The 23,440-nt window shown below is 54.3% G+C and carries 18 protein-coding genes; 13 read left to right on the forward strand and 5 right to left on the reverse strand.

The genetic code is table 11. The features are described from left to right. Window positions 1–159: 159 nt before the first annotated feature. Complete coding sequence (locus KRAC_RS78935; protein WP_274532243.1) at window positions 160–1,338, reverse strand: LuxR C-terminal-related transcriptional regulator; 1,179 nt, start codon at window positions 1,336–1,338, stop codon at window positions 160–162. Continuing rightward, complete coding sequence (locus tag KRAC_RS57315; protein WP_007922558.1) at window positions 1,331–2,458, reverse strand: RNA-guided endonuclease InsQ/TnpB family protein; 1,128 nt, start codon at window positions 2,456–2,458, stop codon at window positions 1,331–1,333. Before KRAC_RS57315 ends, KRAC_RS78935 begins: the two co-directional genes overlap by 8 nt. Window positions 2,459–2,508: 50 nt before the next feature. Here KRAC_RS57315 and KRAC_RS68625 point away from each other — a divergent pair, with 50 nt between their 5' ends. Next, a complete protein-coding gene (locus KRAC_RS68625) occupies window positions 2,509–2,724 on the forward strand; it encodes a ribbon-helix-helix domain-containing protein (RefSeq protein ID WP_244422638.1) in 216 nt (71 codons plus the stop codon). Here the strand turns inward: KRAC_RS68625 and KRAC_RS64660 are convergent. After that, window positions 2,664–4,853 carry a DUF6788 family protein gene (locus tag KRAC_RS64660; RefSeq protein ID WP_052569420.1) on the reverse strand — a complete coding sequence of 730 codons (2,190 nt, stop codon included), beginning with the start codon at window positions 4,851–4,853 and terminating at the stop codon, window positions 2,664–2,666. The genes KRAC_RS68625 and KRAC_RS64660 overlap by 61 nt on opposite strands. A 565-nt stretch (window positions 4,854–5,418) precedes the next feature. On the opposite strand from KRAC_RS64660, the gene KRAC_RS57325 reads away from it, so the two are divergent. The 11 genes from KRAC_RS57325 (at window position 5,419) to KRAC_RS57375 (ending at window position 20,234) form a co-directional block, all read left to right on the forward strand. Beyond that, window positions 5,419–5,835, forward strand: coding sequence for a tyrosine-type recombinase/integrase (locus tag KRAC_RS57325; RefSeq protein ID WP_040448569.1), 417 nt, complete (start codon window positions 5,419–5,421; stop codon window positions 5,833–5,835). Between the two features lie 424 nt (window positions 5,836–6,259). Continuing rightward, complete coding sequence (gene iscB, locus KRAC_RS57330) at window positions 6,260–7,549, forward strand: RNA-guided endonuclease IscB (RefSeq protein ID WP_007922790.1); 1,290 nt, start codon at window positions 6,260–6,262, stop codon at window positions 7,547–7,549. Window positions 7,550–7,699: 150 nt separating this feature from the next. After that, a complete protein-coding gene (locus tag KRAC_RS57335) occupies window positions 7,700–10,897 on the forward strand; it encodes a DUF6788 family protein (protein WP_007922791.1) in 3,198 nt (1,065 codons plus the stop codon). 137 nt (window positions 10,898–11,034) lie between these two features. Next, window positions 11,035–11,784, forward strand: a complete 750-nt coding sequence (locus KRAC_RS73390; RefSeq protein WP_007922793.1) for a GyrI-like domain-containing protein — start codon at window positions 11,035–11,037, stop codon at window positions 11,782–11,784. Window positions 11,785–11,854: 70 nt separating this feature from the next. Next, complete coding sequence (locus KRAC_RS57345; RefSeq protein ID WP_007922795.1) at window positions 11,855–12,784, forward strand: cysteine peptidase family C39 domain-containing protein; 930 nt, start codon at window positions 11,855–11,857, stop codon at window positions 12,782–12,784. A gap of 118 nt (window positions 12,785–12,902) precedes the next feature. Then, window positions 12,903–14,081, forward strand: a complete 1,179-nt coding sequence (locus tag KRAC_RS57350; RefSeq protein ID WP_007922796.1) for a protein kinase family protein — start codon at window positions 12,903–12,905, stop codon at window positions 14,079–14,081. 453 nt (window positions 14,082–14,534) lie between these two features. Continuing rightward, entirely contained in the window at window positions 14,535–16,247 is a 1,713-nt protein-coding gene (locus KRAC_RS57355; RefSeq protein WP_007922797.1) for a M3 family oligoendopeptidase, read from the forward strand. Between the two features lie 553 nt (window positions 16,248–16,800). Further along, window positions 16,801–18,168, forward strand: a complete 1,368-nt coding sequence (locus KRAC_RS57360; RefSeq protein ID WP_007922798.1) for an IS701 family transposase — start codon at window positions 16,801–16,803, stop codon at window positions 18,166–18,168. Window positions 18,169–18,323: 155 nt separating this feature from the next. Beyond that, window positions 18,324–19,214 carry a hypothetical protein gene (locus KRAC_RS57365; RefSeq protein WP_007922799.1) on the forward strand — a complete coding sequence of 297 codons (891 nt, stop codon included), beginning with the start codon at window positions 18,324–18,326 and terminating at the stop codon, window positions 19,212–19,214. A 330-nt stretch (window positions 19,215–19,544) separates the two neighbouring features. Further along, complete coding sequence (locus KRAC_RS57370; protein ID WP_007922801.1) at window positions 19,545–20,021, forward strand: DUF2975 domain-containing protein; 477 nt, start codon at window positions 19,545–19,547, stop codon at window positions 20,019–20,021. Between the two features lie 9 nt (window positions 20,022–20,030). Continuing rightward, window positions 20,031–20,234, forward strand: a complete 204-nt coding sequence (locus KRAC_RS57375; protein ID WP_007922803.1) for a helix-turn-helix domain-containing protein — start codon at window positions 20,031–20,033, stop codon at window positions 20,232–20,234. Between the two features lie 267 nt (window positions 20,235–20,501). Here the strand turns inward: KRAC_RS57375 and KRAC_RS57380 are convergent, their stop codons facing one another. Both KRAC_RS57380 and KRAC_RS57390 read right to left on the reverse strand, forming a co-directional pair. After that, entirely contained in the window at window positions 20,502–21,188 is a 687-nt protein-coding gene (locus tag KRAC_RS57380; protein WP_007922805.1) for a dienelactone hydrolase family protein, read from the reverse strand. Between the two features lie 510 nt (window positions 21,189–21,698). After that, window positions 21,699–22,205, reverse strand: coding sequence for a DinB family protein (locus KRAC_RS57390; protein WP_007922807.1), 507 nt, complete (start codon window positions 22,203–22,205; stop codon window positions 21,699–21,701). Between the two features lie 269 nt (window positions 22,206–22,474). On the opposite strand from KRAC_RS57390, the gene KRAC_RS57395 reads away from it, so the two are divergent. After that, window positions 22,475–23,440, forward strand: coding sequence for a hypothetical protein (locus KRAC_RS57395; protein ID WP_244422660.1), 966 nt, complete (start codon window positions 22,475–22,477; stop codon window positions 23,438–23,440).

The following is a 23,440-nucleotide window of genomic DNA, read 5'->3' on the forward strand; positions in this document are numbered from 1 at the left end:
GCGCCGTGCGAGGGATCGGCGAGCCATTTTAGTTCACCAGGATCGCCTCACCGCGTCTGAACAAAGAATAACAGAACGCAAGGCATTCCACAGTCGCCAAAAGGATGCCAAAGGGAGTAGTTGCCTGAAGAGAAAGACCACCTGTTGGGAGGAATCTCGTTAGAGCAAGGAGCGAGCCCGCGCCAGGGCAACCGCCTGCGTACGGCTGGTAGCTCCCAGTTTGCCAAGCAAGTTGCTCACATGCTTTTTGACAGTGGGTAGCTCGATCACCAGAGCCCGGGCGATATCCTGATTCGAGGCTCCTGTGGCAAGCCACCGCAAGACATCCTGCTCACGCTGCGTGAGGGAAATGACCGACGCGGATGGACTGGCGGACTCCTGCCGCGCCTGGACCCTCCCCGGCGTGGGCGGAGGTTTCGCCACCAGAAATTTGGTTGCGCCACGCTGCTCCTGGGCGATTGCGGCCAGCAGTTGTGAGATGTAGGCCATCGTGGAAGCGGGCAGATCGTGCTGATGGGAATGAGGAGAAAGGAACGCCTCTAGCGTCTGGCGCATCGGTTCCCCTTCATCCAGGTACACGCGCAGGTAGCCCTCTGGCTCGGTCAAGGCAAACAGGCGCCCCCCGACCTCATAGGCTCGCTCGTTCTGGCCTGCGTGGTGCAGCGCCACCATGTACTGGGCCAGATATGTGAGGGTGATCTTGCTATTGGCCGAACGACCCAGGCCCTCGCTAAAGTGCTCTAGCAGCGCTAGCGCCTCTGTCCAACGAAGCGCTGCAAAATACACCCGCATCACGACCGGGAATGCGTCATACAAGCTGCGCTCCCATACCCCTTCTGGAAAGACCACGTTCACCGCCCAGTCAATTGCTTCCTTCATCTGTCCCTGGGCCAGCCACCACTGTGCTCGCATGATGGGTAGCCAGTTCCGGCGGTGGTATCCTTCCAACTGCTCAAATTCTTGCAGTGCGAGCTTTCCAGCAGGCAGGTCTCCTCTCGCCAGCTCAACTTGCATCAAGCGGATATATCCCGACAGGAGTAAATCACCCTGCTGCCAGGTAACGGCATCCTGAATAGCCGTTCGCAGCCAGCCACGCGCCTCTTCCAGCCGATTCCACTGATACAACACTATCGCCAGGACATCCTTAAAGTACCCTTTAAGCAGAGCATAGCTTGCCGTCTGCTCGATCAGGTCGAGGACAGCCCGGCTCTCCTGATAGGCCAGGTTTGACACTCCCCCGGATAAATCCAGGGGGATTCTTCCTTCATCCAGGTGACTTGCGCCATCCCATTGCTGAGATAGTGTAGTGGCCCTCCTGTCCAGAAGCGTTTCATGCACTCACAGATGCATCAGTTCCCGTATGCCCTACGGTACTGAGAGCTTTTTGCAAAATGTTCAATGCGGCGTTATGATCCCTGTCTAAAACCACACCACACCCCGTACACACATGCGTACGCACACTCAAGGTTTTCTTCACAAGCGTTCCACACGCACTACACGCTTGACTAGTGTAGTGGGGGAATACTGCTATGACAGGGATCGTATGTATTACTGCATAATACTTGACCCAAAGCAGAAATTGCCCCCATCCAGCATCGTGGATGCTCTTGGCAAGGTGCCTGTTCCTCACCATGTTGCGAATCTGCAACTCTTCAAAGGCAATCAAATCGTGAGATGTGACGAGCGCGTTTGCCTGTTTTCTGGCAAAATCTTCGCGCTGCCTTTGGACTTTGAGATGCGCTTTGGCGACGGCTTGACGAGCTTTTTTGCGGTTTTTGCTCTTCTTCTGTTTGCGTGAGAGGCGACGTTGCAAGCGTTTGAGACGCTTTTCAGCCTTGCGATAGTGGCGGGGATTCTCGACGGTGTTCCCTTCAGAATCGGTGAAAAACGCCTTCAAACCAACGTCAATTCCAACCTGCTTGCCAGTGGGAATATGTTCAATATGTCGTTGAGCAACAATAGCAAATTGGCAGTAGTAGCCGTCTGCACGCCGGATGAGACGAACACGAGTGATGGCGGGTATGGGGCGAGTCGCAAGATCACGACTCCCGATTAAACGTACCCTCCCAATACCACACCCATCGGTGAAGGTGATGTGCTTGCCATCAGGGTCGAGTTTCCACCCGGTTGTCTTGTACTCGACGCTTCGGTTATCGTGCTGAAAACGGGGATAGCCTTTCTTGCCGGGCTTGTGGTTACGGCAGTTGTCATAGAAGCGTGCAACGGCAGACCACGCCCGATCCGCACTGGCTTGACGAGCCTGAGAATTGAGCAAGAAGACAAAGGGGTGTTCTTTGGCAAGGACGGCGCAATACATTTGCAAGTCATTCCTGGTCGCGTGGTCATCTATCCACAAACGCAAGCACGTATTGCGAATAAATTGCACAATGCGGATAGCTTCATCAATGGCAGCGTATTGTGCCTTGGTTCCATCCACTTTGTACTCGTAGATCAGCATTGCGCCCCTTGCTCCTTTCCTTTGTGTTATAATTATACATCAAAATTCTGATGTATGCAAGAGGTGAAAGAGTGAGACGTACAAACATTTATCTGAATGAAAAGCAACACCAAAAATTGCATGAGCAAGCTGAGAAAGAGGGTGTCCCTGTCGCGGAATTGGTACGCCGTGCTGTGGATGCATTTCTGTTGTGGTATGATCCGTCCTACTGTCCAACTCCACCCAATCCACCCCAAACAAGGAAGAGCCATTCATCCCCCGGATAAATCACGGGGGCTTTCTGGCTCGTTTTCTGTAACTGTCCCGCCTCTTCTGCTGAGAGCGCCAACCACTGTATAACTCTGGTGGCAGCAAAGTGGCTTCCCGACTGGCGCACTCGCTGTCTGGCGTCTAACAGTTGCGGCAAAAGCTTCGCTCTCTCTTGTCGAGCCGTGTAGTAGACGACATTACAAAAGAGCGGAAGCATGTGCCATATGACCTCCTCATCCTGATCAAGCTCCTGCATCTCCTGATGGAGGGCGGGCAAGCGCTCAAAATCTGAGATCTCTATGGCCTCATACAAGGCCATCCCCGCGTGTAATAGGCGCAGACGCCGATGCAGCAGAGCTGCCTGATCGATGGATGGAATCGCTGAGGTCTCCTGGTTGGTCTCATTCGCTCGATGCTGCAAGGCGGTTTCGACCCGCCCGATGAGCTGCCCCACCTGCTGATGGCGACTTTTGCGCTGCTCGCGGGTCGAATAGGTGACGGGATGAAGCAGGTAGAGCGCTGTGGTGAGTGCCAAGCGAATGTGTTCATGCGCCAGCGGATCAGGCAGCGCCAGTACCCAGCGCGCCATTGTTGCCGCCTCTCCACGCATCCAGAACTGCTCGACTGTTTGCTCCATTAGCCGCGCTGCCGTGGAGAAGGAAGCTCCGGCAAGCGCATGAGTAATGGCCTCAGCCCACTGTCCCTCAGCCTCATAAAAGTTGGCGGCTCGACAATGCAAGAGAGGCACCATCTCTGGCTGGCTGGTGTGAAGCGCTGAGAGCAGAGCTTCACGAAAGAGATCATGCAGCCGGTAGGTTTGCCGCTCCTCATCCAGGGGCACCAGGAAGAGATTCGCTCGCTCTAGCAACGCGAGCATCTGCTGGCTGACCGCCCGCGTTGGCGCGGCGGTGATAGCCTGACATACAGAAGCGTCCAGGCGCGAGAGAATGGCGATATGGAGTAAAAAGTCGCGCGTATTGGGAGACAGGCGTGCCAGGATGTCCTCCTGTACATAGTCCAGTAGATATCGCTGACTACCAGTCAATGTCTCAAGATACGCTGTGCGATCCTCACGCTTCTGCATCGTGAGCGCGACCAGATGTAGGCCAGCGATCCAGCCTTCCGTCCGGCCCACCAGACGCCGCAAATCTTCTTCCGAGAGCGGAGGAGAGAGCAACTTGTCCAAAAACTGATTCGCTTCGCCCTCCCGGAAGCGCAGCTCGTCCGCGCGAATCTCGGTCAACTGTCCGTGGGCTCGTAGACGCGCGAGAGGCAGATCCGGGTCCACGCGACTGGAGAGGATCAGGTGCAGATGAGCGGGGAGGTGCTCCAGAAAGAAGGCCATGCCCTGGTGAATGATCGGCTCTTCTATCACCCGATAATCATCCACAATGAGAACAATGGAAGCAGGGTACACCTGCTGGCTTTCCAACTCATGAAGAAGCACAGAAAGGCATCTAGAAAGCGGCGGTGGCTGGGGCGATTGCAACTGAGCCACCACGTTTTCTCCAAAGTTCGCTTCCAGGCTGGGACAGCGGCGCAGGGCAGCGATCAACGCGACCCAGAAGCGCGTTGGGCTGTTATCCAGTTCGTCCGGCGAGAGCCAGGCCACCTGTGTCTTTTTTTGCTGATGCGCCCAAACTGAGAGCAACGTGGTTTTGCCCCAGCCCGCCGAGGCAGAAAGCAGGGTCAGCGGCGTCGAAAGCACCTCATCGAGTGCAGCCAGCAAGCGTTCGCGCTCCACCAGGGTATTCGGCTGCCTCGGCGGAGCAAGTCGGCTGGAGAGCATCATCATTTCCTGCTCTGTCGTAGTCGCAGACGGTTGCGCGCGCAAGAGCGAGTATGCCGTCTCTTCTAACCGCGAGAAACTGAGGCTTTCCGTTTGTCCGAGATAGCGCTTGCGGGTGCGACCCTCTCTGGTTTGATAGGCATACCAGTATGCTCCCCCACGTGGCCTCTGCTCCTGGTAGACATTGAGAGAGCCTCTTTCGCCATGGAAGGCAAAGGAGGACACCCCTTGGAGCCAGGCCAGCCAGGCGTCTTCCTTCGCTGGTTGAAAACGTTGCTCAAGCTGGCCCTGGGTGTACAACTCGTAGAAGCGCTGCTCTTTGGACCAGATCAGGGCGTGAAGAGGTGCTCTGGGCATCGAACCTTCCTTGTGTCTACATTGTTCCCAACGACCCTTCCATTCCTCCCAACAGAAGGCAAGTATACCAAAGAAGAGGCTCACCGGCAAGGAGCATTCCTCTCGGCGTGACGACCCGATCTGCCGACGCCTCGCCGTATGAGGGTGGGTCTTCCGCGGAGTTGATACTGCTGGCGAACCCCTCTCGACCGCATCAGAGTGGCATTGTAAAGAGCGCGTCTGGATTTCAAGCATGCTGAAAACTCATCAATCTTCGGCGAAATGCAGAATATATCAGCAATTCCTCCTTTTATCAGGCTTCTGCTTGGCTCCAGGGTGTTCGCAGATCTGGGCCTCTTCACGCTGCGCATATTATCTAGCTATCTCATCGCTCTCTCCAAGGTTCGCCAGCAGTATCGAAGTTGATGATTCAGAGAAAATACTGTTTGCTTGTTGACAAGTAGAGAACCTTTGAGTATGCTTGAGGAGCAGCTTCAGCAAAAACAGAGAAATTTGCAAAAACGGCCAAAAATCCTCCCATAGCTCCTCGTCCCCATTTCATCAACTTCGCGGAAGACCCAGCATCATGTGGCGAGGTGTCGAAGGGTTGCCCCCAATTGAGAGTGAACAGGAGCGCACACCACTGCTCGTGGGTATGCAGCGTGCGGTGGCCGGGCGTCCGTTGGTTCCGGGAATCAAAACACGGGTGGCCCGCCAACGTATTGCCCATCTGGGCAAGATCGCAGCGACCCAGCTTGGCGAGTCCGCCGCGCGCGAGCGCAATCTGGAGCGCGCAGAGCAGTTACGTGCATGGGCACGTCAACTGGAAAGTGCCGCGCCGCATCTCTTGCGGCATAGTCTGGCGCGGCGCATGCTCAAAACCGGGGCGCAGCTCCCCGAAGTACAGCGCATGCTTGGTCATAGCCGACTCTCGACGACGGGACTCTATCTCACGCCGAGTGAAGGGGATGTCAGAGCAGCAGTGGAGCATGCCGGTCTGTAACATACGTGACATGCAGCGATCAACGCACGCAGAAGAGAAGAGGAAAAGAACAAGAAGAAGGGGAAGTGGTGGAAGCGGAGAACGTGGAGAAGGAAGAAGAACAGAGTGGGGCAGAGAACCTCCTGGCCCTGCGACGGTTCAAAATCATTGATGGAGAGTCAGGTACCCCATGCCTAAAGGCAGGGGCTTGTGAAAGCAAGCCCGGACCTGTCCAGACTTAACCAGAATCTTCTACTTCGGTAGGAGGTTATCAGGCTACGATAGAGGTGAAGTGTTCAAGTTCCTACCTACGGGTGCGTGCCAGCCGGTAGCTCTAGAATCTCTGAGTTAAACAGTCATACGGGGTTGAAGACAGTGCTCAGGGAAAAGTACCGCCCTCTATCATTGTCGAGGCAAACATCACCCTGGAAACAGGAGGCTCACCTTGAGCAATGTTTTTGTGATTGATAGTGACTGCAAACCATTAAATCCGGTCCATCCAGGACACGCGAGGCGCTTGCTCAAGCAAGGCAAAGCAGCCGTGTATAGGAGATATCCTTTCACGATTCTCCTTCGCCGGGTGGTCGAGCAGCCAGAGGTACAGCCATTGCGCTTGAAACTCGACCCTGGTAGCAAAACGACAGGGATTGCCTTGGTGAACGATGCCAACGGTCACGTCGTCTTCGCGGCTGAACTTGAGCATCGAGGACACGCGATGAAAGACAGCCTGGATAGTCGTCGTGCAAGTCGCCAGGGACGGAGGCAGCGTAAAACACGCTATAGAAAGTCGAGATTCCAGAATAGGCGGCGGAAGAAAGGATGGTTGCCCCCCTCGCTGGAGAGTCGGCTTGCCAATATCCTGACGTGGGTAGCGCGTCTATGCAGGTATGCTCCCATTACTGCCATCAGTCAGGAATTGGTGAGGTTTGATCTGCAACTGATGGAGAACCCCGATATTGCAGGCGTGGAATACCAACAAGGCACTCTGCAAGGCTATGAAGTGAGAGAATTTTTGCTGGAGAAGTGGGAACGCACGTGTGCCTATTGTGGGAAGCAAAATGTTCCTCTCCAAGTCGAGCATATTCATCCTCGCGCCAATGGTGGCACAAGCCGGATGAGCAATCTTACCTTGGCGTGCGAACCATGCAATACTGCCAAAGGCACTCAGGAGATCGAAGTCTTCTTGAAAAAGAAACCTGACGTGCTCAAGCGTCTTCTCGCTCAGGTCAAAAAGCCACTCAAGGATGCCAGCGCTGTCAATAGCACACGATGTGCTTTGCTCGAACGGCTGAAAGCTCTCGGCTTGCCTGTCGAGTGTGGGAGTGGTGGATTGACGAAGTGGAATCGTACCACGCGAGGACTCCCCAAAACCCACTGGCTCGATGCGGCTTGCGTAGGCAAGAGCACGCCCGATGTGCTTTCGCAGAAGGGAGTCATCCCACTGCGCATCAAAGCGACAGGGCATGGGAGGAGGCAAATGTGTGTGCCTGACAAGTATGGATTCCCGAAGCAGCACAAAGAGCGCAAAAAGACATTTCTTGGGTATCAAACGGGTGATCTGGTCAAAGCCATCACCCCCAAAGGAACATTTGAAGGACGGATAGCCATTCGTCATCGGCCATCATTCCGACTGGAGAAGGTCGATATTCACCCCAAATATATGCGTTGTGTGCAACGATCCGATGGCTATGAGTATACACAGAAAGGAGTGCGCCATGCTCCTCCCCATAGCTAAAGCCAGGGGTCCCCGCATGGCGCAATTTTTAGATGGAAATGCTCCTTGAGGAGCACTCCTTGCCTGTTGGTCTTCTCTTTGGTATCCTCCTCTCTGTTGGGAGGAACAGAAGCCCCGTTGGGAACAACGTCGTGACACGCGAAAGGTCATATGCCGAAAATCTCTCTTCACACGCTTATTTGGTCTCGTGAGCATCATCTCTATGAACTGTATACGCAGGGCCATCTTGAGCAGTGTTTTCAACGAGCAGAGGAAGCGGCCTGGCAAGCATGGCTCAGTGAGGTCGTCTCCTTCGCTTTCCAGGGTGCGTGCGGTCGCCTCAACGTCTACCAGGAGGTTCGGCCACGTGGAGGGTCGTATTGGTATGCCTACCATACCACAGAGGGCCGCACGCGCAAGCGCTATCTTGGACCGACCACGAGAGTTTCGTTCGCTCGTCTGGAGGCTGCTGCACAGGCTCTCGCACGCAAGTCACCCCTCCCCTCGTTGCCCACTTCGCGCACGCAGCCACCAGCCGAACCGTCGATGACATTGCTCTTAACCAAGCTGGCTCCGCCACGCCTCCCAACATCGTTGGTCGTGCGAGATCGCTTGCTCGCTGATTTGGAGCTCGCACGCTCGGCCCCGTTCACGCTGCTGGCCGCTTCTGCCGGGTGGGGCAAGACGACGCTGCTTTCCACGTGGGCCAGCTTGCATCAAGAACAGATCGCCTGGCTCTCTCTGGATTCGCTGGACAATGATCCTTTTCGCTTCTGGGTCGCCGTGATTGCGGCGCTGCGCAGATGTCGGCCAGGCATTGGGGTGGTTGCTCTTGCCCTGTTGCACGAGCCTGTACCTCCTTCCCTTTCCGCGGTCCTGACCGTACTCCTCAATGAGCTGGCTCTTGTGACGGAGCACGCCACTCCTATCGTGGTAATTCTGGATGATTATCATGTGATCGACCATCAGGATATTGATGAAACGTTGATCTTCTGGGTCGAGCATTTGCCTCCCCACGTCCATCTCCTGCTCTCCAGTCGGGTTGACCCGGATCTTCCTCTGGCGCGCTGGCGCCTGCGAGGACAGTTGGCCGAGATCCGCGCCACCGATTTACGCTTTCGTCCAGATGAGGTCAGTCTCCTTCTGCGGCAAGCGGTGGGACTCTCGCTCTCAGAAGACGAGGTAACGGCTCTGGAAAGGCGCACAGAGGGCTGGGTAGCCGGATTGCACCTGGCGTCCCTGCTTCTGCGCCACAGGGAAGATCGTTCAGCCTGGATTGCGACCTTTACCGGCAGCCACCGCCATTTGCTGGACTATGTGCAGCAGGACATTCTCTCTCAGCAGCCTGGCACGCTCCAGGACTTCTTGCTCCAGACGGCAGTGCTCACCCGGCTCTCAGCGCCGCTCTGCCAGGCAGTGACCCAGGCGCCAGAGCCGCAGACGTGCCAGCAGATCCTGCAAGAGTTGGAGCGGGCCAACCTCTTTCTCCAGCCCCTGGACGAGCAGCGACAGTGGTATCGCTTGCACGATCTCTTCCGCGAGGCGCTTCTGGCTATACTTTCAGCCAAAGACCCAAAGCTGCTCCCTCAGCTGCACCTGCGCGCGGCTCGCTACTATGCTGAAAAAGGGGAGATACGAGAGGCCATTGCCCATGCCCTGCAAGCGCCAGATTTCTCCTATGCCGCACGTCTGATGGAGGACGGTGCTCAAAGCCTCTGGGTGAGCGGTGAAGCGCAGACCGTGCAGGCCTGGATGGAGGCTCTGCCGGATGCTGTCTTGTGGCAGCATGCCCGTCTCGCCCTCACAGCGACGCTCCGCGTGCTGGAATCCTTGCATGAAACGACCGAGATGGCCTATGCCAGCGCACAGGCACAAGTGGAACACACGCTCGCTCGCCTGCAAGAGCAGTTCATGCGTCAAGAGAGCAAGGCGGGCACATCTGAGAGCGAGTACGTTCACCATGCAGATGAACGCATCGTGATCGGGCGGCGCCTGCGTTTGTTGCGCGCCTTGATCGAGACGAGGGCAATTCTCAGGCGGCGCGACAAGGTGCGTCTCGCACAGCTTGCCAGAGAGCTAGAGGGACTCGCTCAGGATGAGGAAATGAGTTGGAACATGATTGTGCACGCTCTCTCCTTCTGGCTGACCGAGTCGTTTGAGCGTGAGGGTGCCCTGCTGATCCCGAGGCTCTTGCAGTTCAAGCAGCAGGCAGAACACGCAGGAGATCGGCTGGTGAGCATCAGAGTGATAGAGTGGCTGGCGAATGCGTATCTGAGAGCCGGGCAGATGCAGCAGGTCGAGCGAGAATGTTTGGCCGGGCTTGTCCTGGTGAAACACATCGGTGGGCATACCGCATGGGCAGGCTATCTGCATCTCTTCCTGTTTCATGCCTACTACGCCTGGAATCGTCTGGAAGAAGCGGCTGGCTCCCTCCAGCAGACACTGCGCATCGCACAGGACTGGCAGCAGGTCGATTTGCTGATATCGAGCCGTCTCTATATGACGTGGATCAGCCTCGCACGAGGTGATCTGGCTGCCGCAGACCAGGGGATGCATCAGGCGGAAGCATTGGCACAGCAAGAGCGCTTTGCGCTCAGCCCTATATCGGTGGAGGTGGCCCGCGTGCAATACTGGCTAGCTGCCGGAGATCTGGAGGCGGCGCGTTCCTGGGCACAGCAGGTGGTGTTCTCCCCACAAGCATGGAACCCCAACGAGAAATGGGCGGTGTTGATGCTGGTGCGCGTGTATCTCGCACTGCATCAATTTCCCCAGGCACTCGACATACTGGATCGTTTCCGAGAGCTTCTTGATCGGCCAGGGGATATCTATATGACGATCCAGATGCTTGTGTTGCAGGTCGTGGCCCTGTATCAGGTAGGAAAAAAAGAGCAGGCTCTGACCGTCACCGCTCGCTTGCTGAATCTGACCGAGAGAGATGGCTACCTTCGCGTGTATCTCGATCAGGGTGAACCGATGAGGCAGGTGCTCCTGGCGTTCCTCGCCTCTCATGGCAGGCAGCATGAGCTGCCCCGGTCCACAGCCGCCTATGCATCAAAGCTGTTGGCTGCCTTCAAGCAGGAGGGACAAGGCACAAGTCCATCCGAGGTCTCAGCAACCACACCTTCTCCATCATCGGCTTTTGCCCCGAAGATGGCTTCTCGCGAGCCCGCGCTTGTGGTATCTCTCACCCGCCGGGAGCAGGAGGTCCTGTGCCTGCTGGCCGCTGGGGCCTCCAATCAGGAGATTGCCCAAACCCTGGTGATTTCTCTGGACACGGTGAAAAAACATGTCGGCCGTCTGCTCGACAAGCTAGGAGCCACCAATCGCACGCAGGCGATTGCCCAGGCGCGTGCCCGCTCGCTACTCTAGACCCGTTTCCTCCCAACAGAGAGCCTTTCTGCTCACAAAACTTCTCCCTCTGGTACACTTTTGAGGGTTGTATTCGAGGACACGCTCCTTCTATACTTTCCAAGAGAAAAGAGCACTGCAAACAGAGGAGCAGACACATGCACTACCGTATTCGTGTGCAAGGACACCTTGCACTGATCTTTCAAGACCGCTTTGGGGGATTACACATCGAACACCAGGAAGCTGGAACGACCCTCCTCTCAGGATTTCTCCCAGATCAAGCAGCGTTGCATGGTGTGCTCTTACAGATGATCCGTCTTGGTCTTGTACTGCTCGAGCTTTCGGCAAACGAGCATGCACAGGACAGTGACTCAGAAAAAAGCGAGGAAAGCCCTATGATTACTGAACCGAAGGTAGAACAACGTAGCGAGCAGCACTATGTCGCAATTCGCACCCAGGTGACGCCGCGAGGATTGGGGAAAAGCCTGGTCTCCCGGCTTTTTAGCGAAGTGCGTGTCTGGTTGGAAAAGCAGGGCATCACCCCGACTGACGCGCCTTTCATCCGCTATCTCGTCATCGATATGTCGACGGAGTTCGATCTTGAACTAGGCTGGCCTGTTGCGAGTCCGCTGTCAGGCACCGAGCGCATTCGCGCTGGTATATTGCCCGCTGGTCGATATGCTTCGCTCGTCTCCATCGGACCATACAAAGGGAAAGCACTCATGAAGGCCAATGGCGCGCTGATAGACTGGGGAGTTGAGCATGGCGTCGTGTGGGATAGTCAGCAAACCGAACGGGGCGAGGCCTTCGGCGCACGTCTGGAATCTTACATCAAGGGACCGGAAAACGAGCCTGATCCAGACAAATGGAAAACAGAAGTGGCGATTCGGATGGCGGATCAATCTTGACACGAGAGGTCGAGCTAAACGTGTTGCGAGATGACCGAGATCGTCAAGGCAGAGAGAGGAGCGAAGCCCTATGATCCCCTTTGTTGGAAGCAGCGATTATTGCTATGTCAACAGTCTCTACATGAGTTTGCTTGGGAGTGGGGCAACCCCTGACCAGGTACCCTTGCCCGGCTTTTTAGAATGTCTCACCACGATGCCCTTTGGCAACACCTATTTCACGAGCACCAAACTCGTGTTGTTCGACGGGTTCGACCCGGATCAGGGGTTGACACGCGCGATAGAAACGTTGGGCTGGACATGTCAATTGGAACGAGGGGGGAATGAACAGGAGGCATTGAGACGCCTACGCACGGCCAGCCAGCGTGGTCCCGTGTTGCTTGGCCCTCTCGATCTGGGCCACCTGAGGTATCATCCCAACTATGCCTTTCTTGGTGGAGCGGATCATTTTGTGGTAGCGCTGGAAGTTTCGCAGGACTACGTCCTGGTCCATGATCCCAAGGGGTTCCCCTATGCCACCCTCCCCTTTGACGATCTACTGCAAGCCTGGCGTGCGGAGCGCATCCCCTATATTGACGAAACATATACCATGCGCTCAGATTTCCACCCAAGAGAAACGGTCAGTCGGAAGGCTATGATCGCCCGAACCCTGCCATATATCCGGGGAAACGTACAACGAGATCCAGGCGGGCCAGAGGTCTACGGCGGTGTGCGCGCCTTGCATATGCTGGCCCAAACCTTGCGTGCGGAGGTGCCGGAGCATCTCGCCGCGCACCTGCTCTACTTCGCCATCCCGCTTGCCGTTCGGCGTAACCTGGATGCGCAGGCATTCCTGGCAGAAGGGAACCAGCCGGAGGCGGCAGCACTGCTCGAACGACAGGCACGCCTGCTGGGTCAGGCGCAATATCCTGGAGTGCAGCACTCCTGGTCGGAGGTTGCCGCTTTGATTGATCAGGTTGCCGACGTAGAGGGGCGCTTCATTGCCGTTTCTGCCTCCTGGTAACGCTTTGCTGCCCATCCTGTGTGTGCTTTTGTCTGCCACGCGTACATAGGAAACTGGAGAAATACGAAACTACCATATAACTCTTATTTCATTACGCATCTTTTACAGGAGCTTATTTATGTCAACTGACCAGGGAAGGCCGCTTTCAATTCTCAAAACGCGGGTTGAGGAACTGCTTACGGAGGTCTGGGGTCAAGAGGTGCAACTTGCTCCAAATGCCGCAGATCTTAAGGCCAGTGGTCGCACCCAAGTGTATCGCTTCTCGCTCCTTAAAAAGCCGGTTGATGCCCCGCAGCACGTTATTGTCAAAGCCATGCATATGACGGAAGGCATATCTGAAGCCTCCAACACAACTCCAGAAAATACTTTTCAGCTCTTATTCAATGATTGGGCCGGATTACAGTTTTTAAGTGAGATCGCACCTCATCCGACTCTGGCACCCAGCTTCTATGCTGGGAACAAAGCGCATGGACTCATAGTCATGGAGGATCTGGGAACGGTAAACGGGCTACACCATCTGCTGCTCGCGGATAACCCTGAGGCGGCAGAAGAGGCAGCTGTACAGTATGCAGCTACCATGGGGAAGATGCATGCAGCCACGATTGGGAAGCAAGAGGCTTTCTACCACATTCGTCAGGAGCTTGGGCCAGTAGATATCCCCGACTATGCCTGGATTTCGTCAGCATTGTGGGAGACCATTCATATGCTCAATGTCGCACCTGCTGCTGGCATCGAGGATGAATTGAAGCTGCTTACTTCCATCATGGAAAATCCAGGGCCATTCTCAGCGTATACGCATGGCGATCCCTGTCCCGATAACATCCTTCTTGGCACATCCGTAAAATTGTTTGACTTTGAATTCGGAGCGTATCGTCATGCGCTCATCGAAGGCGTCTATGCTCGCATGCCGTTCCCTACCTGCTGGTGCGTCAGCCGACTTCCTGCTCACATCATTCATCAGATGGAGGCAAGCTATCGTATGGAACTGGCGAAGGGTTGCCCCGCAGCACATGATGACAAGCTATTTGCGCAGGCCGTTGCTGCTGCCTGCACCTACTGGACCATCGATGATTGTCGCTTTCTGCATCTTCATCTGAAGCAGGATTGGCAGTGGTCGCCAGGCCTTGCAACGGCTCGGCAGCGTTTCCTGCTGCGCTTCGATGTGGCAAGAGAAGCCATTGAAGCCAGTGAGTACTTGCAAGCTCTCGGCAAGACATTTGAGCGGATTGCTGGCAGGTTGCGTGAGCTCTTGCCTCCCGAAGCAGATCAGATGCCTTATTATCCAGCATTCCGTTAGCAAGTGTCATTGACAGACAAAGAGGGCTTCTGGGGCCTACCTCAGACACCTTCTTGAGGAGAGCTAACGCGAGCCTTTCTTTTTCTCCCTCCAATTTACAAGATATCGATGGAAGAAACCAGATGAAGAGCAGTTTTACCAGGGAACGCGTGGACCAGTGCTCATATGGGAGGGCAAGTGCTTACGTCAGAGGGCAAAACCTGCTCACTTCGGACGTCATTTACCAGGAATCAGTTCGAGATGCCCCCGACCGTCCTGGCTTAGAATTCGTCTTTATTGCTCACCAATGATACCAGCAAGGCGACGCGCAGAAGGTGGCAAAAGCCGAGTGGCAGCTGGGCGTACCGCGGAGTTCTCGCTATACGCGCCGCGCCGCCGCTTGTTCTGGCAAAATGAGAAAGGGGAAAGCGTTCGTAGCCTTTCCCATCCTTATTGAAAAGAAAGGTTTCATGTATGTTCACATCACTTCCCCAGACGAGCGAAGCGTTTGAACGTTTAAGCTGGGCGGAGATCGAGCCCTGGTATCGAGAGCTACTAGAGAGCCCTCTTTCACCGGAGACGCTCCAGCCCTGGATGATCCAGTGGTCAGATTTGAGCGCGCTTGTCGATGAGACGATGAAACACCTGGACATTGAGTGCACGCGGGACACGGCGGACGAAGAGCGTCCCCGCAGGAAACAGCACTTCATGGAGACAGTCTATACTCCACAACAGGCACTGGATCAGCAGGTCAAGGAACGTTTGCTTGCCAGCGGGTTGGAGCCGGAGGGTTTTGCGATTCCCCTGCGCAATCTGCGCGCAGAAGCAGCGCTTTACCGCGAAGAGAATCTGCCACTGTTGAATGAAGACAAGGCTCTGGATGACGAATACTACCAGATTGGCGGGGCGCAAATGATCACGTGGAACGGGGAAGAGATACCAAAAACCACCGTGGAAAATGTCCTATTTCATCCTGATCGCGCACAACGAGAACGAGCCTGGCGCGCTATTGCGGAACGTGAAGCTGAAGATCGCGAAAAGCTCGATACACTCTGGATTAAAAAGATGCATTTGCGCCAGCAGATTGCGCGCAACGCCGGTTATGAGAACTACCGCGATTATCGCTGGCGGCAATTGCTGCGCTTTGATTATACCCCGGATGATTGCAAGGCATTCCACAGGGCTGTTGAGCAGGTTATCGTGCCGGTGGCCAGCCAGTTGTGGGAGAAGCGCCGAAAGCTTCATGGTGTAGAGAAATTGCGCCCCTGGGATATGCAGGTCGATCCACGGGCGAGCGAGACGCCGCGCCATATCTCTGATGTCGATGGATTGCTGCGGCAGTGCATCCCCGTTTTTCAGCGGATCGATCCCCAACTGAGAAGCTACTTTGAGACCATGCTCCAGGAGCAGCTTTTCGATCTGGAGGAGCGCCCAAACAAAGCGGACGATGGCTACAATCTGCCGCTAGAAGTCAGGCGCCGTCCTTTCATTTTTGGGCACGTGAATTCGATCACCGACGTTGTGCCGTTGATCTTTCACGAAATGGGGCATGCCTTCCACGTCTTTGAGACCATCCCTCTACCTTACATTCACCAGCGAAAAGAGGATGCCGTACCACTAGAGTTTGGCGAGGTTGCATCAACCAGCATGGAATTTATCGGAGCGATGCATCTGCATGAGGCTGGTTTTTGTACACAACAGGAGGCGGCGCGCATACATATCCAACACCTGGAGAATGTACTCACGCGCTACCTGCCGTTTATCACTATGGGGGATGCTTTCCAGCATTGGATTTATGATCATCCTGAGCAGGGAAGCAATCCAGAACAGTGCCGGCAAAAGTGGGCGGAACTCACACAACGTTATTTGCCAGAAATTGATTGGAGCGGCCTGGAAACAGAGCGCGCAAATCGCTGGCAAGGGACGTTGCACTACTATTGCCTCCCGTTCTACTTCATCGAGTACGCCTTTGCCGCGCTGGGCGCTTTGCAGATCTGGGACAACTATCTGCGTGATCAAGAGACAGCGATCCGCCAGTATCGTTTCGCGCTCTCCCTGGGCGCAACAAGAACAGTACCCGAATTGTATGAAGCCGCCGGAGCAAGATTTGCCTTTGACACAGGTATGCTTGAGTATGTGGTGCAGCTGATCTCCCGGACTGTAGAAGAGTTAGAGGCGCAAGTGTAACTAAACGCCTGCGTCCCACTCCAGAATGTAAACTTTGAGATGAAATTGGTGCGCATTTTGCCCTTTTCTGTTTGATAGGCGGTTTTCACAGCAGCGAGAAGGCCGATGAAATGAGGATAGAGGGAACAATTCATCCACAAAACAATTCCCAAAGTTCCGCCAATTTCATCTCAAAATTCACACCTTGACTTCTCATTCTCCCTCCAATTTACAAGATTTCGCTGAGAAAAGTCTGACGAGGAGCGGCTTTTCCAGGAAAATTTGTCCCAGTGCTCAAGATTGAGGGCAAGTGCTTATGTTGGAGGGCAAAACCTGCTCACTTGGGAGGACATTTACCAACAGTACCCATACCAACGTAGTAAATAAGGTGAATGTTCGACGATTTTTAGGGTGAAACCTGGGAAATCAGCGTGAACACTACAGTCGCACTTGTTAACTCAGCAATAAGAACCAGAAAAGTATAAGAAAAGCAACATCATTATCTTCTTCCAGATGTGGCAATCTGTAGGTGTGAAACCTGAAATCAGATAGCGACATCTAAAAGGAGAAGAAGATGAAGCAAAACAAGCATGCCACCTTCACCGGAACCAAGACGACCCCTGCCGATGTCTGTCGCTGGGTCCACCCCCTTTTTCGCCTGCATGAGCGCCTCGCCCAGCGCTTTGCCCGACCAGAGCCACATCGCCGGGTACTGGCCTACCTGCAAGGGATTTTGAGCGATATATCCCGCAAAAACGGCTGGCAATTAGCTGAACACGCCGGAGAAGCTCGTCCTGATGGCATGCAACGCCTGCTCTCGCAAGCCGTTTGGGACACCGATGGCGTACGTGATGATTTGCGTACGTATGTGCTTGAACAACTAGGCTGGCAATCGCCTATCCTGGTCATCGACGAAAGCGGCTTTCCCAAGCGAGGCGAAAAATCAGCTGGCGTTGGCTTGCAGTATTGCGGAACCACGGGCCGAGTCGAGAATTGCCAGGTCGGAGTTTTTCTCTCATATGTGACGGCCAAAGGGCATACCCTGATTGATCGCGAACTGTATTTGCCCTTGGACTGGTGCGAGGATCGCCATCGGTGTCGAGCCGCAGGCATCCCAGCATCGGTTCGTTTCCAGACAAAGCCAGAGTTGGCCCAGCGCATGATCGAACGCATCTGGCAAGCTCAGATCCCCATTTCCTGGGTCGTAGCTGATACGGTTTATGGGGGCAATCTGGACCTGCGAACCTGGTTGGAAATGCGTGCGTATCCTTACGTGATGGCTGTGGCTTGCAATGAACCAGTCGGATTCCAGACACCGACTGGACGCAGACGCGAAGAGGCCGCATTGGTCGAAGCGTTCGTCCTTCACGATGGGAACTGGCAGCGCCTGTCAATGAGCGAAGGCAGCAAAGGCCCCAGGCTCTTCGACTGGGCCATCGTCCCCATGCTGCGCCAGTGGGAGGATGATGGAAGACATTGGTTGCTCATTCGTCGTAGCCTCGCTGATCCATCTGAGAAAGCGTACTACTTTGTCTTTGCTCCGCAAGGAACCACCCTGCCAGCAATGGTCAAGGCCATTGGTGCCAGATGGCGTGTTGAGGAAAATTTTGAGAATGGCAAAGATCTCGGCATGGATCACTACGAAGTACGGAGCTTCATCGGTTGGTACCGGCACATTACGCTCGTGCTGTTGGCTCTTGCTTATCTTGCAGGAATTTGTGCCACAGAGCGTTTCCCCACTGATCATCCTACGACTTCTGAGTCTGCTACCCAACCCTGCGTACTTCCCTTGACCATTCCTGAAGTGCGCCATTTGCTCGCACGGCTCATCTGGCCTTTGTCTTCATCTGCCTGTCGGGTTCTGGCCTGGTCGTGGTGGCGTCGCTGCCACCAAAGTCATGCCAGCTATTACCACACGAAACGTCGTCTGACAGCGGGCTAATCCTGGCTGGCCCTCCCAGCATTGCTCTCGGCTTTGTTGCTTTCGAGCATTCATTTCCCAGATATCCCAGAAATTTCCTGGAAGTGCTGGAGTTCCTGGAAATCTGGACGTGTGTTGTCTCCCATCGTATCTTTCCTTGCGCATGAGTTCTGAATATGACTCTTCTTCCTGTCGCAGACGGTGCTCGTCTGCTTGGCATTCATCCCAAGACGCTCCACCACTGGCTCAAAGAGGCCCATGTGCCCTTGTCCACCCACCCGACGGATGCACGGATGAAATGTGTGATGGAGGAACACCTGCAACAGGTAGCCAGTCTGCATGGCCGCCCACTCCAGGCATCTCGGCCGTTGGATGTAGCCTCTCCTCTTCTCGTCCCTTCTCAAGTGCAAGCCCTCTCAGCGCCTGAAAATGAAAGGGAACCGGCCTCCACCGCCTGCTTGTTGCCCCCCTCCCACATGCAGGAAGCGGACCAGATCCAAAGGCTGGCTTCCCTGGAAACCAAGGTGGTGACTCTTCAGGAGCAGATTGCCCAGCTCACGCTGGCGCTGCTCCAGGAGCGGGAGCGATCGGTCGAGCATCGTCTCACCGCCCTAGAATCCTTCCTGCAACCACTGGTGGGAACGCAGCTCTCCGCACTGTCAATTCCTGGGGTTGAGCAAGAACCTCCTGGTCCACGGCCCGTACCGAGACCTCTGCATCCCGTTGAACAACTCGCTCGCTCTCGCATGCCTCCCCTGATCGAATACAGCGCGCTGGGCACCTACGTGATCATCAGTTCGCAAGAAGGCGAGGTGCATCTGGAACCCAATTCGCGCGCGTGGTTTGACTGGTTGGCGACCCTTTCCTCCTTCCGTTTCGTTGGGCCTATGGGGCGCTTTACGGGGCATCGAGGATACAAGGATGGTCAACAGACGCGCTATTGGTCGGCTTCTCGTTGTGTCCGCCGTCATACCTACAAGCAGTATCTTGGCATGACGGAGAGCTTGACCATTGCCAACCTGGAGCGCACAGCTGCCAGGCTCCAATCTGACATCGAAGCGCGCTAGATTGTCGCGCTCTTTGCTGTCAATGATCTCCTCTGGTTCCCAACAAGTGCGACTGTAGTGGTGAAACATAGGAATCAGCCAGGAAGACGAGAGAGAAGCGGCTTCCTGCCTCGACCCATTCATTCCCATTTTGTAAATTGAGGTCCCATGCGGGGAGTGTAGGCCCTTGAGTATTAACGGAACGAAAAACCACGCTAAGGAATTTGCCCTCTTGTGGCTATGATGCGTATGCAATGCTAGAGCTGCTCACGAATAACGATAATAATGTATTGACAAACAATAAATCACGTGCTAAGATATGGTTACCTAATACAAATTGAGGTATTCATTATGAAACGAAGTTCAACATTATTCTTGAAAGTTGTTCTTTTACTTGTCGCAATCGGCGCGCTTGCTGGCATGATTCGGTTTCCTCAAACTGAAGGAAGAGCTACTCACTTAGATCTCATCAGTATTTATACAGATCCGTTTATTATCTATGGGTATATGGCTTCGATTCCATTTTTTGTTGTGTTGTACCAGGCATTCAAATTATTAAACCTCATTGATGCTGATAAAGCCTTTTCCCAAGGTGCTGTTAATATACTCAAGAATATGAAATTTGCTTCTCTCAGTCTTATCGGTTTTATTGCATTAGCAGAGTTTTATATCCGTTTCTTTGCGCATGGTGATGATCCAGCAGGTCCGACGGCACTTGGAATTCTTGCATCTTTCGCAGCCATTGTTATTGCAACCGCTGCTGCTGTTTTTCAAAAGCTTCTCCAAAATGCGGTAGACATAAAATCAGAGAATGACTTAACAGTATGAGGCTAAATTATGGCAGTAATAATACATATCGATGTAATGCTGGCTAAGCGGAAAATGAGCGTCACAGAACTTGCTGAAAAGGTAGGTATAACCATGGCTAATCTTTCGATACTGAAAAATGGGAAGGCAAAAGCTATCCGCTTTTCAACTTTGGAAGCGATTTGTAAAGCTTTAGATTGTCAACCTGGAGACATTCTGGAATATAAGAAATAACGAACTGTGTGATTTGCCAAACGTTTTAGCCGCCACGGACACAATATGGGTCAAAAAAAACTTAGACATGATATGGGTCAATTTCATAAGTGGTCCAGACTCCTGTTTTGGAATGTGTGGTTTGCCAATCAAGATATGGGTCAATTTCATAAAGTAGTCCAGATTCTCCGGAGAAGCAGGCCTTGACAAGATTTCCCCCAAAGTACATGAAAGCTTGCTGGATTTGGCTCTGCGCTGCAGAGCCAAATCCAGCGTTGCACAGAATGCTTAATCAAGCCGCTCGTGCAAGAATTCAACGGTCCGCTCCCAAGCCACATGAGCAGCCTGGGCGTCATACTCCGGGCGATTCTCCTCGAAGAACCAATGTGTCGTTCCAGGATACGTATAACTGGTGATCGGCCTGCCCGCGGCCTGGATCTCCTGCTCCATCTCCGCAAACGCCTCAGGCGGATCGAAAGGGTCATTTTCCGCGAAGTGGCAGAGGTACGCAGCCCTGGCACGGCTATATTCTAGTCCGGAGTAGGCGCAATAAAAGGTCACAACTGCGGCGATCTCCTCGGCCTCCTTGACAGACAGGTCGAGCGCGTAGGCACCTCCCAGCGAGAAGCCGACGACGGCGAGCTTGCCCTGCCCCCGCCCACCCGCTGGAGATGTCGCAACGTGTTGGAGCAGAACCTGCACTGCTCCCGCAATGTCGTCGCGCACCCGCTCCTTCTCTTGATTCAGCGCATCGACCAATGCTTCGGCTTCCTCGATTGCTGTGGTCGTCTTGCCGTGATAAAGGTCGGGGGCAAGCGCTACGAAGCCAGCCTCCGCGAGTTGGTCGCAGATCTGTCGAAACGGCTGTGTCAGCCCCCACCAGGCATGCAAGACCAAGACCCCTGCTCCACTGCGATGTTCAGGCTCGGCCAGATAGGCGTTGATCGTTCTTCCCTCACTTTGAAATGCTCTCATACTGTTCTGCTACCTTTCTCATACTCGAACGTGTGTAAACACCTCCGAACGGTCAGTTCTTCCTGCTTCATCGTCGATAGCCAGCGCACGGGAACCTTTGGATCGGCCCTCCCGTTTTGGCCTCACATCAACTCCCCAGGCATTTTACGTCCGGCGGTAGCCACTCTCCAGGACGGCCAGCTTTACGCGTGAAGCAGCTTATGGGTCAAAATAGCAAAGTAGTTCATTGGCCTGATAAGCCACTTGAGACAGCAGAACTACAGCCGTTGAAGGTCTCGGCACGACGATCTGTACTGACGTTACTTCCCAATCCATCAGAATGATTGCATACGTCTGATCACTCGTACATCTGTCCATGGGAAAAACTCTCTTTCTCTGGATTGAACCGTCTTCCCACTGCTCATCGCCTGGAGCTAGAGCGGGGAAATCTCGGGCATCCACCCGATTTCCCCGCTCACACCCCTTACTCTTGGGCAAAGTGGCATTCACGCACCTATCCATGCAGAGGCTCTAGCCAGGGAAATCAGCTGGAACCCCATGCATGCCGAGGGTGAACGAGAGTTCGCCGCCGTGATGCATATCATGCTCCATCACATGCCCGACGACCCAGGCGCGCGACAGGTAGACCTGTTTGCCGTCCCACTCATCGGGGAAGGTTTGTTGCATGTCGGGGGGACTCCAGCGAGCCAGACCATCCGCGATGAGTTGCCAGGTGAGGTCGAGACCTTGAGCCAGTTCGGCTGCGGTTGGGACGGGTGCCCCCTGTCGCAGCGCAACCTCGTTTCGCTTCAGATACGCACTCATCTCCTCGCCAAACTCTTCTCCTAGGATTTGAATGAACCAGCCGATACGGGTACCGATGATGTGCATGGCGTTCTCGCCAACTGAGCGCAGGTGAGGCGCGGCACGCAGCGCAAGCTGTTCAGCGGTAAGCGGCGCGATCGCCCCTTTGACGTGCTCCTGATACTCTTTCCAGATAGTGTAGTACGTCGTGAGTGTAAAGTTGTCTTCAGCCATAGAATGGGCTCCTTTTTGCTTCTTTTCTCATAGATTATCATGGAAAGCGGGCATAAACCGCCCGCTTTCCGTGGGTTCTGATAAAAACCCGGGTCAATTTACAAAGCAGTGCTGAATGAAACGGGAGATGGAGCGGGTTCTCGAACATTCAATGGTTTAACTGTCCACTCTTCACGCTGATTGATCACTCGTCGCCTCAAAACCTGACCACTCTTCGTCTTATTTACCAGCTCGACTACAAACCGTCTTTTTGCCACTTTGATCCATACATCAATGTACGTGTTTCTTGGCAGGCGCATAGCCTAAGTACGGCTGGAAGTAACGGGTCTAACCGGATTATGCCGAGGAGGCAATTGCTTGCCGATGGCATTGAGACGGATGCCTGTAGCGGTAATATTGCCAAACACCACCATGCTGCCCTTATGGCCCAATATGTGGAAGCGATGAAACTGCCATTGTGTCCCGCCTGTAAAACGCGTGATGGGCGCAGAGCCTCGATCCTTGTGAATCATCCAGACTATCCTGTTCTCTCACTGGAACGTATTCTCACGACCTGCGCGCTCTGCGACGCCCATGGATTCTTGCTCACTGCGAAGAACGCATCAGGCGGTACTGAGGCGGAAACGCGCCAACGACTGAACAAAAACTCGTTGTTGCACTTTTCTTATGCTCTTGCCCTACCTGAACAAAACCAGATGACAGCTCAAACCCATACCCGAAGTGGCTCCTCAAAAGAAGAAGGGCAAATGATTATGAAGCTGCCTGTTCGTTCAGGTGTCTATGCACTGCATGTTCGCTATCAGTGCGTAGGAGTGGGCGCTGATACCGAACAATGGAAGCTGTATGTAGTGGACCAACAGGAACGACGATGGCGGCATCAAGCTGTGCTTCACACGTTACGAGATACTTTGCTCAGCCCAGAAGGGGCGTTGACAGCAACCATGCTTCCTCATCTCACAGGCTTAAGTGGCATTCTCGTCGCCACGACCCTCGGGCGTGCGCCTATCTACTCGGCATTGCAAGATGACTTTGTCAGTCGTTTGCAAGCACTCCAATCTAACCACGTTCAAGTGTACCCTTTTGCCGACGTAAATGAATTCCATACTCAGATGAATCATCTTGTTGAAAATTCCACACCTGCCCTTCCACATATCTGGCACTCATCTCCCGATACGGAGGATGCGCCTCAGCAAAAAGGGCGGGAAGAGGAGAAGGAAACGGAGCAGAAGAAATAG

It is taken from the genome of Ktedonobacter racemifer DSM 44963 (genome assembly GCF_000178855.1).
In the GTDB taxonomy this organism is placed as follows: Bacteria; Chloroflexota; Ktedonobacteria; order Ktedonobacterales; family Ktedonobacteraceae; genus Ktedonobacter; species Ktedonobacter racemifer.

What these genes read in the sequence shown, in the direction of transcription:
- KRAC_RS73390 (WP_007922793.1), top strand. Translation starts at nt 11,035, where the DNA reads ATGCACTACCGTATTCGTGTGCAAGGACACCTTGCACTGATCTTTCAA.
- KRAC_RS57355 (WP_007922797.1), top strand. Translation starts at nt 14,535, where the DNA reads ATGTTCACATCACTTCCCCAGACGAGCGAAGCGTTTGAACGTTTAAGC.
- KRAC_RS57380 (WP_007922805.1), bottom strand. Translation starts at nt 21,188, where the DNA reads ATGAGAGCATTTCAAAGTGAGGGAAGAACGATCAACGCCTATCTGGCC.
- KRAC_RS57370 (WP_007922801.1), top strand. Translation starts at nt 19,545, where the DNA reads ATGAAACGAAGTTCAACATTATTCTTGAAAGTTGTTCTTTTACTTGTC.
- KRAC_RS57375 (WP_007922803.1), top strand. Translation starts at nt 20,031, where the DNA reads ATGGCAGTAATAATACATATCGATGTAATGCTGGCTAAGCGGAAAATG.
- KRAC_RS57350 (WP_007922796.1), top strand. Translation starts at nt 12,903, where the DNA reads ATGTCAACTGACCAGGGAAGGCCGCTTTCAATTCTCAAAACGCGGGTT.
- KRAC_RS57325 (WP_040448569.1), top strand. Translation starts at nt 5,419, where the DNA reads ATGTGGCGAGGTGTCGAAGGGTTGCCCCCAATTGAGAGTGAACAGGAG.
- KRAC_RS68625 (WP_244422638.1), top strand. Translation starts at nt 2,509, where the DNA reads ATGTATGCAAGAGGTGAAAGAGTGAGACGTACAAACATTTATCTGAAT.
- KRAC_RS57335 (WP_007922791.1), top strand. Translation starts at nt 7,700, where the DNA reads ATGCCGAAAATCTCTCTTCACACGCTTATTTGGTCTCGTGAGCATCAT.
- KRAC_RS57360 (WP_007922798.1), top strand. Translation starts at nt 16,801, where the DNA reads ATGAAGCAAAACAAGCATGCCACCTTCACCGGAACCAAGACGACCCCT.
- KRAC_RS57345 (WP_007922795.1), top strand. Translation starts at nt 11,855, where the DNA reads ATGATCCCCTTTGTTGGAAGCAGCGATTATTGCTATGTCAACAGTCTC.
- KRAC_RS64660 (WP_052569420.1), bottom strand. Translation starts at nt 4,853, where the DNA reads ATGCCCAGAGCACCTCTTCACGCCCTGATCTGGTCCAAAGAGCAGCGC.
- KRAC_RS57365 (WP_007922799.1), top strand. Translation starts at nt 18,324, where the DNA reads ATGACTCTTCTTCCTGTCGCAGACGGTGCTCGTCTGCTTGGCATTCAT.
- KRAC_RS57390 (WP_007922807.1), bottom strand. Translation starts at nt 22,205, where the DNA reads ATGGCTGAAGACAACTTTACACTCACGACGTACTACACTATCTGGAAA.
- KRAC_RS57315 (WP_007922558.1), bottom strand. Translation starts at nt 2,458, where the DNA reads ATGCTGATCTACGAGTACAAAGTGGATGGAACCAAGGCACAATACGCT.